Origin of the sequence: Pseudomonas sp. FP453 (genome assembly GCF_030687495.1) — a bacterium.
Taxonomy (GTDB): domain Bacteria; phylum Pseudomonadota; class Gammaproteobacteria; order Pseudomonadales; family Pseudomonadaceae; genus Aquipseudomonas.
Map to the genome: position 1 here is coordinate 940,285 of NZ_CP117435.1, position 15,987 is coordinate 956,271.

9 protein-coding genes and 1 pseudogene are annotated in these 15,987 nt (G+C 63.8%); 6 read left to right on the plus strand and 4 right to left on the minus strand.

The window, feature by feature from the left end; genetic code table 11:
- Window positions 1–206: 206 nt before the first annotated feature.
- Both PSH87_RS28765 and PSH87_RS04205 read left to right on the plus strand, forming a co-directional pair.
- Window positions 207–911, plus strand: a complete 705-nt coding sequence (locus PSH87_RS28765; protein ID WP_370695313.1) for a methyl-accepting chemotaxis protein — start codon at window positions 207–209, stop codon at window positions 909–911.
- A 126-nt stretch (window positions 912–1,037) separates the two neighbouring features.
- Window positions 1,038–1,466 (plus strand): hypothetical protein, encoded by a 429-nt coding sequence (locus tag PSH87_RS04205; RefSeq protein WP_026136939.1) that lies wholly within the window; start codon window positions 1,038–1,040, stop codon window positions 1,464–1,466.
- On the opposite strand, the gene PSH87_RS04210 is transcribed toward PSH87_RS04205, so the two are convergent.
- The gene (locus tag PSH87_RS04210) at window positions 1,413–2,189 is read right to left on the minus strand and encodes a TatD family hydrolase (RefSeq protein ID WP_017737939.1); all 777 of its coding nucleotides are present in this window, start codon (window positions 2,187–2,189) and stop codon (window positions 1,413–1,415) included. The two genes, PSH87_RS04205 and PSH87_RS04210, sit on opposite strands and share 54 nt — an antisense overlap.
- Before the next feature lie 2 nt (window positions 2,190–2,191).
- Entirely contained in the window at window positions 2,192–3,187 is a 996-nt protein-coding gene (cra, locus tag PSH87_RS04215; RefSeq protein WP_017737940.1) for a catabolite repressor/activator, read from the minus strand.
- 293 nt (window positions 3,188–3,480) lie between these two features.
- On the opposite strand from cra, the gene ptsP reads away from it, so the two are divergent.
- The 4 genes from ptsP (at window position 3,481) to PSH87_RS04235 (ending at window position 10,717) form a co-directional block, all read left to right on the plus strand.
- Window positions 3,481–6,339: a phosphoenolpyruvate--protein phosphotransferase gene (ptsP, locus tag PSH87_RS04220; RefSeq protein ID WP_305432692.1), complete on the plus strand. Its 2,859-nt coding sequence runs from the start codon at window positions 3,481–3,483 to the stop codon at window positions 6,337–6,339.
- Window positions 6,340–7,260 (plus strand): 1-phosphofructokinase, encoded by a 921-nt coding sequence (gene pfkB / locus PSH87_RS04225; protein ID WP_017737942.1) that lies wholly within the window; start codon window positions 6,340–6,342, stop codon window positions 7,258–7,260.
- Between the two features lie 11 nt (window positions 7,261–7,271).
- Window positions 7,272–8,984: a PTS fructose-like transporter subunit IIB gene (locus PSH87_RS04230; RefSeq protein WP_026136940.1), complete on the plus strand. Its 1,713-nt coding sequence runs from the start codon at window positions 7,272–7,274 to the stop codon at window positions 8,982–8,984.
- 191 nt (window positions 8,985–9,175) lie between these two features.
- Entirely contained in the window at window positions 9,176–10,717 is a 1,542-nt protein-coding gene (locus tag PSH87_RS04235; protein WP_305432696.1) for an alkaline phosphatase, read from the plus strand.
- Window positions 10,718–10,851: 134 nt separating this feature from the next.
- Here the strand turns inward: PSH87_RS04235 and PSH87_RS04240 are convergent.
- A pseudogene (locus PSH87_RS04240) lies at window positions 10,852–13,382 on the minus strand (PepSY domain-containing protein).
- Between the two features lie 133 nt (window positions 13,383–13,515).
- Window positions 13,516–15,804 (minus strand): TonB-dependent siderophore receptor, encoded by a 2,289-nt coding sequence (locus tag PSH87_RS04245; RefSeq protein WP_305432697.1) that lies wholly within the window; start codon window positions 15,802–15,804, stop codon window positions 13,516–13,518.
- Window positions 15,805–15,987: the final 183 nt, after the last annotated feature.

A 15,987-nucleotide genomic window follows, 5' to 3' on the forward strand; every position in this document is an offset into this window, starting at 1 on the left:
CCCATAGCCGCGATGAACTGGGCGAGTTGGGCCAGGTGTTCAACGGCACCGTGGCGAAAATCCATGACTTGATCGAACGCGTCGGCCACACCGTCAGCCAGGTCGAACTCCAGGCCGGCCAGGTGGAAACGGTATCGGCCCAGAGCAATCACGCGGTGTCCGGCCAGCGCAGCCAGATCGAACAGGTGGCGACGGCGATGAACCAGATGTCGTCCACCGCCCAGGAAGTGGCGCGCAGCGCGGCGGCGGCGGTGAGCAGCGCACACAGCGTCAACGATGAAACCGTCAGTGGGCGCAGCCTGGTGCAATCCCAGCAGGGCAGCATTGCGCGGCTGGCCTCGGAGATCGACCAGTCGGTGCGGGTGATCAACCAGTTGGCCACCGACAGCCAGTCCATCAGCAGCGTGTTGGAAGTGATCAAAAGCATTGCTGAGCAAACCAACCTGCTGGCGCTCAATGCCGCCATCGAGGCCGCACGTGCCGGCGAGCAGGGGCGTGGCTTTGCGGTGGTGGCTGATGAGGTGCGCACCCTGGCCCGGCGCACGCAACACTCCACCGAAGAAATCGAGCAGATGATCAGCCGCTTGCACAGCGGTGTGGCGGCGGCGGTGAAGGCCATGGGCAGCAGCCATGAAATGGCGAATGGTACCGTGGGGCAGTCAGAAAAAGTCCAGCAGGCCCTGGAGAACATCCTCGGTGCTGTAGGCATGATCGTCGATCAGAACCAGCAGATTGCCGCCGCCGTGGAGCAGCAAACGGCGGTCGCCCACGATATCGATCAGAATATCGTCGAAATCAATCGCGCCGGCGAGCATGCGGCCCACGGGGCCCATCAGACCGAAGCGGCCAGCCGGCAGTTGTCGATGCAGGTGATTGAGTTGAAGCAATTGATCGGCGCCTTTCGGGTGTAGGAGACGAGAGTAGGACTAAGCATTCAATGGTGTGGCGTTTGTCCTGATTTTGCTGCGGATCTTTTATTGCCAACGGAATAGGTGAGAATTTGTTTCACCTAATCACGGTCTCCAGGAGACTCGGCGATGACCGCAATAATCGGCATTCGGGGGCATTGCGCCCAATGCGATATGACGTTTGAACTCAAGCCCTGGCAGTTGAATGCCATCGCCATCGACGAACCCTTTGAATGCACGTATTGCCAGACGTGTCTCAAGCTCGGTAGCCATAAACAGCTGTGTCAGTTTCGCGCCTTGAACCAGTGGGCATTGGTGCGCCCGAGCATGATCATCCTGACTTGCGCGGCCTTGCTGGTGGCGTTGGTGGCCGAGTGGGTGGGGCTGATCAGCGTGATCGGGCAGTTCAATATCTCGCTGGTGACGGTGCTGATTCATTTCCTGGTGTTGCGTTATGCCCGCTACCGGCAACGCATGACCCTCAACCTGCACAGCGTCAGCCGGCTACCACTCGAACAGCTCGCACGCATTGCGTGTACTCGCCTGCGCGAGCAATAGCGGTTCGATGCCCATGCGCTCGGCCAGGGCGCGGCAAATGTCCGGCAGGTGCTGGGGGCTGTTGCGCTGGCCGGGGTACATGGCGGGAGCCATGTCCGGTGAGTCGGTCTCCAGCACCACGCTGTCCAGCGGCAACTGCGCCAGCACCTTGTGCATGCGCAACGCCTGGGGCCAAGTGGCCGCTCCGCCCAGGCCGAGTTTGAAACCCAGCTTGATATATTCGCGGGCTTCCTCCGTGCTGCCGGCGAAGGCATGGATGATGCCGCCCCGTGGCAGGCGGATGCGCTTGAGGGTGGCGATCACCGCCGCGTGGCTGCGGCGCACATGCAGCAGCGCTGGCAGTTGGAAGTCCACGGCCAGTTTCAGCTGGGCGTCGAACAGGCTTTGCTGGCGCTCGCGGTCCAGGTGTTCGAGAAAGTAATCCAGGCCGATCTCGCCCACCGCACACAGTTGCCGGTGGCCGTTTAGGCGGGTCAGCCAATCCCCCAGTTCCACCAGGTCGGCGGGGCGATGGTCATCGAGATACACCGGGTGCAGGCCAAAGGCTGCGAACAAACCTTCATCCCCTTGCACCAGATCCCACAACCGCTGCCAATTCTGCTGATACACCCCCAGCACCACCATGCGCCGCACGCCGAGTGCGCGGCTGTGGGCGAGGACTTCGCGGCGGTCGCTGTCGAAGTCCGCGAAGTCCAGGTGGGTGTGGGTGTCGATCAGCTCCACGTTCAGGCCTCGCGGATACGCTGCTTGAAGGTCCGGCCGATGGCATGCACGCCCGGCTGGTAATGCTGTTCTTCGATGGCCGCCAGGGCCAGTTTCAGCGCAGTGTCGGCGATCAACTGATGTTGCTGGGCCATGGCGTTGACCGGCAGCGGCAGGAAATCCAGCAACTGGGTGTCACCGAAGGTGCCCAGGCGCAGGGGCCGCGATTTGAGCGGGAAGTCATGCAGTGCATCAAACACGCCTTGCAGCAGCACGTAGGACGTCGTCACCAGTGCGTCAGGCAAATGCCCCAGTTGCTGTAGAAGTTGCTCCATCAGTTGTCGGCCACAGTCGCGGCTGAAGGCGTCGCCTTGTTCGACGATCACCTCGCCGCTGAACCCCTGCAGCGCGTCACGGAAACCCGCCGCGCGCTCCTGGCTGATGCTCAGCTCCGGCCGTGCACCGATCAGCACGATCTGCTTGGGCAGCGGTTGCAGCAGGCTGGCGGTCAGTTGCTGGCAGGCCTGGCGGTCGTCGCTGACCACCGAGCAGAACTGCGCGGTTTCCATCACCCGGTCGATGGCAATGATCGGCAGGCCCTTGGCTTGCAGTTCGCGGTAGCTGTCGTCGCTGGCCGGCAGGCAACTGGCGACAAACAGCGCATCGCAGCGCCGCGCGCGAAACAGTTGCAGCAACTGGCGCTCGCTGTTGGCGTCGTCGTCGGAGCTGGCGATCAGCAACTGATAGCCGCGTGCCCGTGCGCCTTGCTCCAGCAGTTTGGCGATACGTGCGTAACTGGGGTTTTCCAGGTCAGGCAGGATAAAACCCAAGGTGCGCGTGTGCCGACTGCGCAGCCCGGCGGCTTGGGGGTTGGGTGTAAACCCATGGGCTTCAACCACGGCACGCACGCGCTCGACGGTAGCGCTGCTGATGCGTTGTTGTTCGGCCTTGCCATTGATGACGTAGCTGGCGGTGGTTACGGACACACCGGCCAAGCGTGCAATATCACTGAGTTTCAAACCGGGATTTCCTTGTTTTCTAGAGCTTGCCCCGACATTTTGTCCAATCGTAACCGATTACTGCACACGACCAATGTCCAAGCTCAAGTGCCGAGCGGTCCTTCAAGGATGCTCAATTAACGCGTAATCTGCCATAAATTCTAGATTAAACGTTTCAGCAGGCGTATTTTTACGATCTTCGCTACTGAGTGGCCACTGCCAATTGACTACTCAGTCAGCTATTACGAGACGCCATTACACTGTTTATTCAAAACAATACCTAGTGCGCCCATCGCACTAACTAGGAGAACGGCATGCTTGAGCTCACCCACGAGCAGATTTCCATGGGCCAGGTGGCTGTGGATAAGTCTGCTGCCTTGCACCTGCTCGCTGAAAAACTGGTGGCCGACGGCCTGGTCGCCGAGGGTTACCTCAGCGGTTTGCAAGCCCGTGAAGCCCAAGGTTCGACCTTTCTCGGCCAAGGTATTGCGATCCCCCACGGCACCCCTGAAACCCGCGACCAGGTGTTTGCCACCGGCGTGCGCCTGCTGCAGTTCCCCGAAGGGGTGGACTGGGGCGACGGCCAGATCGTCTACCTGGCGATTGGCATTGCCGCCAAATCCGATGAACACCTGCGCCTGCTGCAACTGCTGACCCGCGCCCTCGGTGAGACCGACCTCGGCCAGGCACTGCGCCGCGCCGGTAGTGCCGAAGCCTTGCTCAAACTGTTGCAAGGCGCGCCGCAAGAACTGGCGCTGGATGCACAGATGATCAGCCTGGGCGTGTCGGCCGATGATTTCGAAGAGCTTGTCTGGAGAGGTGCGCGCCTGTTGCGCCAGGCCGATTGTGTGAGCAACGGTTTCGCCGCCGTGTTGCAGCAGGTCGACGCGCTGCCCCTGGGCGATGGCCTGTGGTGGCTGCACAGCGAGCAAACGGTCAAGCGCCCGGGCCTGGCGTTTGTCACCCCGGACAAACCCATGCGCTACCTCGGCCAGCCGCTCAACGGCCTGTTCTGCCTGGCCAGCCTTGGCGAAGCCCACCAAACCTTGCTGGAACGCCTGTGTGCCTTGCTGATCGAAGGCCGTGGCCAGGAACTGGGCCGCGCCACCAGCAGCCGCGCCGTACTCGAAGTGCTCGGCGGCGAACTGCCGCCCGACTGGCCCAGCGCGCGCATTACCCTGGCCAACGCCCACGGCCTGCACGCGCGGCCGGCGAAGATCCTCGCGCAATTGGCAAAAAGTTTTGACGGCGACTTGCGCGTACGCATCGTCGATGGCCCGGTGGGCGCCGTCTCGGTCAAGAGCCTGAGCAAACTGTTGAGCCTTGGCGCGCGCCGTGGCCAGGTGCTGGAATTTGTCGCCGAACCGACGATTGCCGGCGATGCGCTGCCAGCGCTGTTGGCCGCCGTGACCGAAGGCCTGGGTGAAGAGATCGAGCCGCTGCCCACCGTCAGCGCGCAACCGACCAGCGTCGATATCGAGCCGCAGATCAGCGCGCCGCTCAGTGGCAGCCAACTCCAGGCCATCGCCGCCGCGCCGGGCATCGCCATCGGCCCGGCACATATCCAGATTCAACAGGTGTTCGACTACCCGCTGCGCGGCGAGTCCTCGGCCATCGAGCGCCAACGCCTGCAAGCCGCCCTGGCCGATGTGCGCCGTGATATCCAGGGCCTGATTGAACGCAGCCAGGCCAAGGCGATCCGCGAGATTTTCATCACCCACCAGGAAATGCTCGACGACCCGGAACTCAGCGACGAAGTCGACACCCGCCTCAAGCAAGGCGAAAGCGCCGAAGCCGCGTGGATGAGCGTGATCGAAGCCGCCGCCAAGCAGCAGGAATCGTTGCAGGACGCCTTGCTCGCCGAGCGCGCCGCCGACCTGCGGGACATTGGCCGCCGGGTGCTGGCGCAATTGTGCGGCGTCGAAACCGCCCGCGAGCCGAGCGAGCCGTACATCCTGGTGATGGACGAAGTCGGCCCGTCCGACGTGGCGCGCCTTGATCCGGCCCGCGTCGCCGGCATCCTCACCGCCCGTGGCGGCGCCACGGCCCACAGTGCCATCGTCGCCCGCGCCCTCGGCATTCCGGCGCTGGTGGGCGCCGGCCCCGCCGTATTGCTGCTGGCCGCCGGCACGCCCTTGCTGCTGGACGGCCAGCGCGGCCGCCTGCATGTGGACGCCGACGCGGCCACCCTGCAACGGGCCACCGTCGAGCGCGACACCCGCGAACAACGCCTGCAAGCCGCCTCAGCCCAGCGCCATGAGCCGGCGCTGACCCGTGACGGTCATGCCGTGGAAGTGTTCGCCAATATCGGCGAAAGCGCCGGTGTGGCCAGCGCGGTGGAGCAGGGCGCCGAAGGCATTGGCCTGCTGCGCACCGAACTGATTTTCATGGCCCACCCGCAAGCGCCGGACGAAGCCACCCAGGAAGCCGAATACCGCCGCGTCCTCGATGGCCTCGGCGGGCGTCCGCTGGTGGTGCGCACCCTTGATGTGGGCGGCGACAAACCGCTGCCGTATTGGCCGATTGCCGAGGAAGAAAACCCTTTCCTCGGCGTGCGTGGCATCCGTCTCACCTTGCAACGCCCGCAGATCATGGAAGCGCAATTGCGCGCGCTACTACGTTCCGCGGATAGCCGCCCGCTGCGCATCATGTTCCCCATGGTCGGCAGCGTGGATGAGTGGCGCGCTGCCCGCGACATGACCGAGCGCCTGCGTCTGGAAATCCCGGTGGCCGACCTGCAACTGGGGATCATGATCGAAGTGCCGTCGGCGGCCTTGCTCGCCCCGGTGCTGGCCAAGGAAGTGGACTTCTTCAGCGTCGGCACCAACGACCTGACCCAATACACCCTGGCCATCGACCGTGGCCATCCGACCCTGTCCGCCCAGGCCGACGGCCTGCACCCGGCGGTGTTGCAACTGATCGACATCACCGTGCGCGCGGCCCATGCCCATGGCAAATGGGTCGGCGTGTGCGGCGAGCTGGCGGCCGATCCGCTGGCGGTGCCGGTGCTGATCGGCCTGGGGGTGGACGAGTTGAGCGTGTCGGCCCGCAGCATTCCCGAAGTCAAGGCGCGGGTGCGTGAATTCAGTCTGAGCGAGGCCCAGGGCCTGGCGCAAAAAGCCCTTGCGGTGGGTTCGCCCGCCGAAGTGCGTGCCCTTGTGGAGGCCGTGTAGATGGCAAGGATTCTGACCCTGACGCTGAACCCGGCGTTGGACCTGACCATTCGCCTGGCGCGCCTGGAGGCGGGTGAGGTTAACCGCAGCGAAACCATGCTCACCCATGCCGCCGGCAAAGGCGTGAATGTGGCGCAGGTGTTGGCTGACCTCGGCCATCAAGTGAGCGTGGGTGGCTTCCTGGGCGAAGACAATCCACAGGCATTTGACGCGCTGATCGCCCGCCGTGGGTTTGCCGACGCGTTCATCCGCGTGCCCGGCGAAACCCGCAGCAATATCAAGATCGCCGAACAGGACGGCCGGGTCACCGACATCAATGCGCCGGGGCCGCACGTGAGTGAACAGGCGCAGCACGCTTTGCTCGAAAAGCTGGCGCAGATGGCACCCGGTTTTGACGCGGTCGTCGTTGCAGGCAGCTTGCCCCGCGGTGTCAGCTCGCAGTGGTTTCAAGGCTTGCTGGAAACCCTGAAAAACCTCGGCTTGAAAGTCGCCCTCGACACCAGCGGCGCAGCGTTGCGCGCCGGTTTGCAGGCGGGCCCGTGGTTGGTCAAACCCAACACCGAAGAGCTGGCCGATGCCCTGGGCAATGCCCCCGATGCCATCAGCCAATTGCACCAATTGGGCGTGGAGCATGTGGTGGTGTCCGACGGCGCTGCCGGCGTGAACTGGTACCGCCCCGGCGCTGCGTTGCATGCCACGCCGCCAGAGGTCACGGTGGCCAGTACGGTGGGCGCGGGCGACTCGCTGCTCGCCGGCATGCTCCACGGTTTGCTCAGTGGCGACACACCCGAGCAGACCCTGCGCCGCGCCACGGCGATTGCCGCGATGGCGGTGACGCAGATCGGTTTTGGCATCAGCGATGACGCGCAGTTGGCGCGCCTCGAAAGCGGCGTCGACGTACGCACGCTGACAGAACAATAAGAGGGTTTGTGATGAAGTTAGCCATTGTTACTGCCTGCCCGAACGGTATGGTCACCAGTGTGCTGTGCGCCCGTCTTTTGGACGCCGCCGCGCAACGCCAGGGCTGGAGCACCAGCGTCGAAGTGGTCGACGTGCAGCGCCCGGAACGTCAGTTGTCCCAAGGGACCATCGACGACGCCGAGTGGGTGTTGCTGGTCAGCAGCACGCCGGTGGACATGCAGCGGTTTGTCGGCAAGCGCGTGTTCCAGAGCACGCCGGCCCAGGCGCTGGCAGATGTCGAAGCGGTGCTGCGCCGTGGCGCCGAAGAGGCGGCGGTGTTTGTCGCCCCTGCAGGCGCCGCCAAGCACGCGCCGCGTATCGTCGCCGTCACCGCCTGCCCGACCGGCGTGGCCCACACCTTCATGGCCGCCGAAGCCTTGCAGCAGACCGCCAAGCGCCTGGGCTACGACTTGCAGGTCGAGACCCAGGGTTCGGTCGGCGCGCGTACGCCGTTGAGCCCGCAAGCCATCGCCGATGCCGACGTGGTGTTGTTGGCGGCGGACATCGAAGTCGCCACCGAGCGCTTCGCCGGCAAGAAGATCTACCGTTGCGGCACCGGCATTGCCCTCAAGCAATCCGAGGCGACCCTCAACAAGGCCCTGGCCGAAGGCGCGGTAGAAAGCACCGGCAGCGCGGCGGTGGCCAAGGCGGAAAAGACCGGCGTGTACAAACACCTGCTTACGGGTGTGTCGTTCATGCTGCCGATGGTGGTGGCGGGCGGTTTGTTGATTGCACTGTCATTTATGTTCGGCATCACCGCGTTTGAAGAGAAAGGCACCCTCGCTGCCGCGTTGAAAACCGTGGGCGATCACGCGTTCACCTTGATGGTGCCGCTGCTGGCAGGCTACGTCGCCTACTCGATCGCCGACCGTCCGGCCCTGGCCCCCGGCATGATCGGCGGGCTGCTGGCGACGACGTTGGGCGCGGGCTTTATCGGCGGGCTGTTCGCCGGGTTCCTGGCGGGTTACTGCGTCAAGTTGATCACCCGGGCGATCCCCTTGCCACAAAGCCTGGATGCGCTGAAACCGATCCTGATCATCCCGTTGCTGGCGAGCCTGGTCACGGGGCTGGCAATGATCTACCTGATCGGGCCGCCGGTGGCGCGCATGCTGGCGGGCCTGACGGAATACCTCAACTCCATGGGCACGACCAACGCGGTGCTGTTGGGCATCCTGTTGGGCGGCATGATGTGCGTCGATCTGGGTGGGCCGATCAACAAGGCGGCGTATGCATTCTCTGTCGGCATGTTGGCGGCGCACAGCGGTGGCCCGATTGCGGCGACCATGGCGGCCGGCATGGTGCCACCGATTGGCATGGGCATCGCCACCTTCCTCGCACGGCGCAAGTTTGCGCAGACGGAGCGCGAGGCGGGCAAGGCCGCGATCATCCTGGGGATGGTGTTTATCTCCGAAGGTGCGATTCCCTTCGCCGCCAAGGACCCGCTGCGCGTGATCCCGTCCAGCATCGCCGGCGGCGCGTTGGCCGGTGCCTTGTCGATGTACTTCGGTTGCAAGCTGGCGGCGCCCCACGGTGGCCTGGCGGTGCTGGTGATCCCGAATGCGATGAACCATGCGTTGCTGTATTTGCTGGCAATTGTGGCCGGTAGCTTGCTGACGGGGTTGGTGTACGCAGTGATCAAGCGCCCGGAAGTGGTCGAACTGTCGGTCGCCCCCGCCAAAGCCTGACTTGGAATGCAGTGAAAAAACTGTGGGAGCTGGCTTGCCTGCGATAGCGGTGGGTCAGCTTGCACATCTGCTACTGATACACCGCCATCGCAGGCAAGCCAGCTCCCACATTTAGATCTTCATTGGTCGCAAGATTAGTGTCATCTGCCCGTGTTTAAGTTGTCCTTTTGATCCTCAAGAGGGCACCTCGCATGAGCCACTTCGATCTCGGCCGTCGCCGTGTGATGCAAGCCGTTGGCGCCGGGCTGTTGCTGCCGGGCCTGGCGCCGGCGGTGATCGCTTCGGTCAAGGACCGGCCGCAACTCACCGATGGCGTGCAGTCCGGCGACTTGCTCGGCGACCGCGCGATGATCTGGAGCCGCAGCGACCGCCCCGCACGCATGGTGGTGGAGTGGGACACCCGCAGCACGTTCAGCAACCCGCGCAAGTTCATCTCGCCCCTGGCCGACAACCGCACGGATTTCACCGCCCGCGTCGAGCTCACCGGCCTGCCCGCCGACCAGGCGATTTTCTACCGTGTGCACTTCGAAGACGCCCAGAGCGGCGTTGCCAGTGAGCCCTGGTTCGGCCACCTGCGCAGCGTGCCGCAACAGCGCCGCGACATCCGTTTTGTGTGGAGCGGCGACACCGTCGGCCAGGGCTTCGGCATCAACCCGGACATCGGCGGCATGCGCATCTACGAAGCCATGCGCCTGCGCCTGCCGGACTTCTTTATCCACAGCGGCGACACCATCTACGCCGACGGCCCGGTGCCCGCACAGCTGGTCACCGAAGGCGGGCGCGTGTGGCGCAACATCACCACCGAAGCCAAGAGCAAAGTCGCGGAAACCCTCGACGAATATCGCGGCAATTACCGCTACAACCTGCTGGATGAAAACGTGCGCCGCTTCAATGCCGAGGTGCCGCAGATCTGGCAGTGGGACGATCACGAAGTGGTCAATAACTGGTCGCCGAGCAAGCAGCTCGATGAGCGTTACCAGACCAAGGACATCCACACCCTGGTCGGCCGCGCGCGCCAGGCCTGGCTGGAATATTCACCGATGCGCCGCCAGGCCGCCGACGGTGGCGGACGGATCTATCGCAAGCTCAGCTACGGGCCGTTGCTCGATGTGTTTGTGCTGGATATGCGCAGTTATCGCGGGCCCAACGATGACAACCTGGGCGGCGAAAAGCCCTTCCTTGGCCGTGAGCAACTGGACTGGCTCAAACGTGAGCTCAAGGGCTCGCAGGCGCAGTGGAAAGTGATTGCCGCCGACATGCCCATCGGCCTTGGCGTGCCGGATGGCGAGGTGAGCCCCGGCGTGCCGCGTTGGGAGGCGATTGCCAACAATGACCCGGGCGCGCCCCAAGGCCGAGAGTTGGAGATTGCCGAGCTGCTGGGGTTTCTGCGTGCGCAGAAGGTGCGCAACCATGTCTGGCTGACTGCTGATGTGCATTACTGCGCGGCGCATCACTATCACCCGGATCGGGCGGCGTTCCAGGATTTCGAGCCGTTCTGGGAGTTTGTCGCGGGGCCGTTGAATGCGGGGAGTTTCGGGCCGAATCCGTTGGATAAGACGTTTGGGCCTGAGGTGGTGTTCGAGAAAGCGCCACCGGCACAGAACACCTCGCCGTTTGCCGGGTTCCAGTTTTTTGGTGAGGTGCAGATTGATGGGCAGACGGCGGAGTTGACGGTGATCTTGCGGGATCTGGATGGCGTGTCGGTGTTCCAGCAAAAACTCCAACCTGTCTGACTTGGAATGCAATTAAAACTGTGGGAGCTGGCTTGCCTGCGATAGCGGTGTGTCAGCTTGCACATTTGCTACTGATACACCGCTATCGCAGGCAAGCCAGCTCCCACATTTTGATCTCCATTGGCTTTGGAGGGTCAGTACACGTCGCGACGGTAGCGGCCCTGTTCAATCAGGCGCTCTACCGCTTCACTGCCCAGAATATCCACCAACGCCTGATCCACCCCGGCCGCCATCCCCTGCAAACTGCCGCACACATAAATCGCCGCACCCTCGGCCAGCCACTTGCGCAGCACATCCGCCGACTCACGCAGGCGGTCCTGCACGTAGATTTTTTCCTCCTGGTCGCGGGAAAACGCCAGGTCCAGCAACGCCAGGTCGCCGCTGGCCAGCCAGCCTTGCAGCTCGTCCTGGCAGAGGAAGTCGTGGGCGATATTGCGTTCGCCAAACAGCAGCCAGTTGCGCTGCTGGCCATCGGCAATGCGTGCCTTGAGCAAGCTGCGCAGGCCGGCCAGGCCGGTGCCGTTGCCCAGCAGGATCATCGGCACCGGCGCGTCGGGCAGGTGGAAGCCACTGTTGCGCCGCAGGCGCAGGCTGATGGCCGAGCCAAGGGCGGCGTGTTCGGTGAGCCAACCGGAACCCAGGCCCAGGCTGCCATCGGGGTGGCGTTCCTGGCGTACGATCAGCTCCAGCACGCCGTCGCTGGCAATCGAGGCGATGGAGTATTCGCGCATGCCCAGCGGCACCAGCGCATTCACCAGCGCCTGGGCGTGCAGGCCCACCAAGTGGGCGCGATGGGTCGGCAGTTGGCGGGTGGCCAGGGCCTGGTCGAGGGTGTGCGCCAAGTCGTCGATCAATACGCCGTCGCTGCCGGCCAGCCCGAGGCCTTCGAGGAAGTGCTCGATGGCCCAGGGGCAATTGCGCGGGAGGATTTCCACCAGGTCGCCGGCTTGCCAGGTCTGCGGCGCAGACGGGGTCAGGCCCAGCAGGTAGACGTCGGAGCCGCTGCTGTCGCGGTTGAGCAGGGTGCGTTGGGCCAGGGTCCAGTTTTCGTACTGGGCGGTCGGCCATGCCGCAGTGGGGGCCTGACCGGTCAGTTGCCCAAGTTGTTGTTGCCAGTGCAGCAGGGCAGTGGTGTCGCCGCTGTCCACTTCCACGGGGGCGAACAGCGGGTTGCCGCCCTGGTTGGTCAGCCAGAAATGCAGGCGCCGGGCGAAACCGCAGAAGTGTTCGTACTGCCGATCGCCCAGGGCCAATACCGAGTAGTAGTTCAAGCCTTTGAGGGACAGGTCCTGGCCGAGCACGCTGCGTTCAAAACCACGGGCGCTGTCGGGCGCTTCGCCGTCGCCGAAGGTGCTGACCACGAACAGGGCGTTTTCGGACTGGCGCAGGTCATCCTGGCTGACGCTGCCCAGGGGTTGCACCTTCACTGGCAAGCCGGCCGCCTGCAATTGCCCGGCGGTTTGCCAGGCCAGTTGTTCGGCGAAACCGCTCTGGCTGGCGAAGCCGATCAGCCACGCCGGGGCATCGCTGTTGTTGGCGCCAAGGCCCTTGCGTGCATCGCGCACCTGGCGTTTTTTGCGGCGACGGTCGAGGTACAGCAACCAGCCGGTGATAAAGAACAACGGCATCAGCAGCGAACTGACGGTGAGGATAATGCGCGCCCCGCCAGGCCGAAATAGCTGCCGGTGTGCAGCGCGTAGACGCTGGTCAGCAGCTGCGAGCCGAGGGTCTTGCTGGCGTAGCGGTCGTGGGATTTGACCTCGCCGGTGGCGGTGTCGAGGTTGAGCTGGTTCAGCGCGCGGTCGTGGGGCGAGTCTTGCAGCAGGTAGTAGACCGTGGCCGGTTGCCCGGCGACGGCGGGCATGCGGATGTTGTAGGCGCTCAAGCCAGGGCCGGCGCTGCTGTAGATGCTGCTCCACATCGCGTCGTAGTTGGCCACGGGCGCCGGGCCTTGCGGCGGCGGGCCGCGCTTGCGCATGCGCTCGTTTTGCGGCGCGTCGGACAGCAGCTTGGTCACGCCCTGGTTGTACCAGTCGTAGGACCAATACAGCCCGGTCAGCGCCGCCAGCAGGTAGGCCAGCAGGCACCAGGTGCCGAACACCGAGTGCAGGTCCCAGTTGAAACTGCGACCTTTCTTGCGCCAGTCCAGGGTCAGCCACACGCGCCAGCTGGCGACCTGGCGCGGCCAGCGCAGGTACAGGCCGGACAGGCAGAAGAACACCAGGATCAGCGTGCACGCGCCGGTGATGTTGCGCCCGGTGTCGCCCATCACCAGGAAGCGGTGAAATTGCAGGAGGAAGCCGAACACGTCCTGGCCGACCACGTCGCCCATGTAGTCGCCGGTGTACGGGTCGAAATAGCGCAACTGGCCACGGCGCTCGCCGGGTGGCGGGGTGAAGAACACGCGCGCGGCATTGCCGCTGTCGCTTTCGACGAAGAGCATGGCCACGGTCTGGCCTTCGGTGGCCTCCAGCTTGCGCACCAGCTCGGCGGGCGGCAGCACGCCGGCGTCGCGTTTTTCCACCGTCAGTACGCTGGGGTTGAGCGCCCGCAGGATTTCATCCTGAAACGAAACCGCTGCCCCGGTGATCCCCATCAAGGCCAGCACCAGCCCGGCCGTAATGCCGAAGAACCAGTGCAACTGGAACAGGGTTTTCTTCAACACGTCTGACCGCCTCGTCTATCTGGTTGTAAATGCACGGCGCGCATTATGCCGTGGGTTATCGAGAAGTATTCTGTTTTACACGCAAAAGCCCCACGCATCCGATGCGTGGGGCTTTTGCGCTTTGCTGCCGCTTTTAGAAGTGGAAGCTGGTGGACAGCAACGCCGTGCGACCCGCCGCCTGGTTGGCGAAGTGCGAGGCGTAGGCTTTGTCGTAGTAGGTCTTGTCGGTCAGGTTCTGCACGTTCAATTGCAGGTCGACGTTCTTGGTCAGCTTGTAGCTGGCCATGGCGTCGTAGCGGGTGTAGGACGGTACATACACGGTGTTGGCCGCATCGCCGTAAACCTGGTCGACATAGAACGCGCCGCCACCGATGGTCAGCTTTGGCGTCACGTTGTAAGTGGTCCACAGGCTGAACGAGTTTTCCGGGGTGTTCGGCATCTGGTTGCCTTTGTTCGAACCGGTCGTGACGATGCCCAGGCGGGTGCCGTTTCTGCCTGGATCAACCAGCTCGCTTTTCAGGTAGCTGTAGCCGGCGAACACTTGCCATTGCTCGGTGATCTTGCCGCTGGCGGACAATTCCAGGCCGTCGACGCGGGACTCGCCGGCGGTTTCGTAGGTGTTGGAATCCACCAGGATGCGGGTGTTTTTCTTCTCGGTACGGAACACCGCAGCCGACAGCGACAGGCGGTTGTGGAACAGGTCCCACTTGGTGCCCAGCTCGTAGTTGACGGTTTCTTCCGGTTTCAGGTCGCTGGTGTTGATGCCGGTCGGGATGGCGTTGTTGTCCACGCCTTCACCCACCAGGCCGCCGGCGGGCGACGCCGAGGTGGCGTAGGAGGTGTAGATGCTGCCGTTTTCCAGCGGCTTCCAGACCAGACCGGCCTGCCAGTTGAAGAACTGGCTGTCGTCCTTGACCTTGGTGCGCCCGGTGGTGGCATTGGTGTTGGCTTCGGTGTCGAAGGTGTCGTAGCGCACGCCGACGTTCAGCAGCCATTTCGGGTCCAGCTCGATGGTGTCGAACACATAGGCGGCGCGGCTGGTGGCCTTGGTGTTGGTGCCCATGTAGTTGCGTGCGACGCTGCCGGTCCAGGCGTCGTCCGGGTTCGGGTTGCCCAGGGAGGTGCACTGGCCGCCCTGGCTGCCGGCAGCCACGGTGCAGTTGGGGTTGGTATTCGGGCTGATCGTGTAGCCGCTGACGCGGGTTTCTTCACCGGTGAATTCCAGGCCGGTGGAGTAGCTGTGCTTGAAGCCCAGGGCCTGGAAACTGCCAAACAGATCGGTCTGGTTGGTGGTCGTGGTCGTGGTGGAGACGCGGGCATTGGCACGACGCCACACGGTGCCGTATTTGTTGACGTTGCCTTTGCTGTCGTCCGGCTGGGTGAGGACGTAGTCCTGGCCGGTGCTGCCATGACGCAGGGTGTTTTTCAGCGTCATGCTGTCGTTCAGGTCGTGCTCGACGGAGATCGTGCTGATGTCCGCACGGGTCTTGCGGAAGTCGCGATCCTTGAGGCCGTAGAAGTTGCTGCTGTCGCCGCCGTCGGTGGGTTTGTCGTGGACGTGGGTGGTGGTCGTGGCCGAGCCGTAGCCGTACGGAATGCCCGAATCCGGCAGGTCGTTGCTTTCCATGTGGTAGTAGCTGAGGTTGACGCGGGTCGGGGTGCCCAGGCCAAAGGTCAGCGACGGGGCCACGCCCCAACGGTCGTAATTGACGGCGTCGCGGCCGGCGACGTTTTGTTCGTGGCTCATCAGGTTCAGGCGGAACGCGGCGCTGTCGTCGAGGAACTGGCGGTTCACGTCGAGCACGTAGCGGCGGGTCTGGTCGGAACCGTAGGTGAAGCCGCCGTTGGTGAAGTCCCGCGCTTGTGGGGTCTTGCTCACCAGGTTGAGGCTGCCACCGGCCGAGCCGCGACCGCCGAAGGACGAGTTCGGGCCTTTGCTGACTTCGATGGATTCGATGTCGAAGATCTCGCGGCTCTGGCCGCCGGTGTCGCGCACGCCGTCGAGGTAGGTGTCGCCCTGGGCGTCAAAACCACGGATGAACGGACGGTCGCCCTGTGGGTTGCCGCCTTCGCCGGCGCCGAAGGTGATCCCCGGTACGGTGCGCAAGGCATCTTGCAGCGAGGTGGCGGCGGTGTCCTTGAGGACTTGTTGCGGCACCACGGTGACCGAGCGCGGCGTGTCCACCAGCGGTGCGGTGTACTTTTGCGAGGACGCTTTTTCCACCTGGTAGGAAGTCTGGTCCTGTTCCTGGCCGGTGATGCTGGTAGCGCCCAGGGAGATGCTGTTGCGCTCGCCTTTTTGTTCAGTGTCGTCGGCCGCTTGCGCCAAGTGGGCAGCAGAGCTGGCGGTCAGGGCGACGCCGATGGCCGAAGCCAACAGACGTGGTGAACTGGCAGGTGTTTTTATTGAAGTGCGCGACATGACGTGTCCTTTCCCCAAGGATGTGAGGCGGCGGAATATAGGGCGAACACGACTTTCTATCAATTGCGATACATTGCTAATTGCGTTGAATTTACATTCTTTACACTTTTTGCTTACGGTTTTTACGATGTCATCCGTCCACGGCGTTTTACAGGCTTGATAAGAATCAATACCATTGGCGCC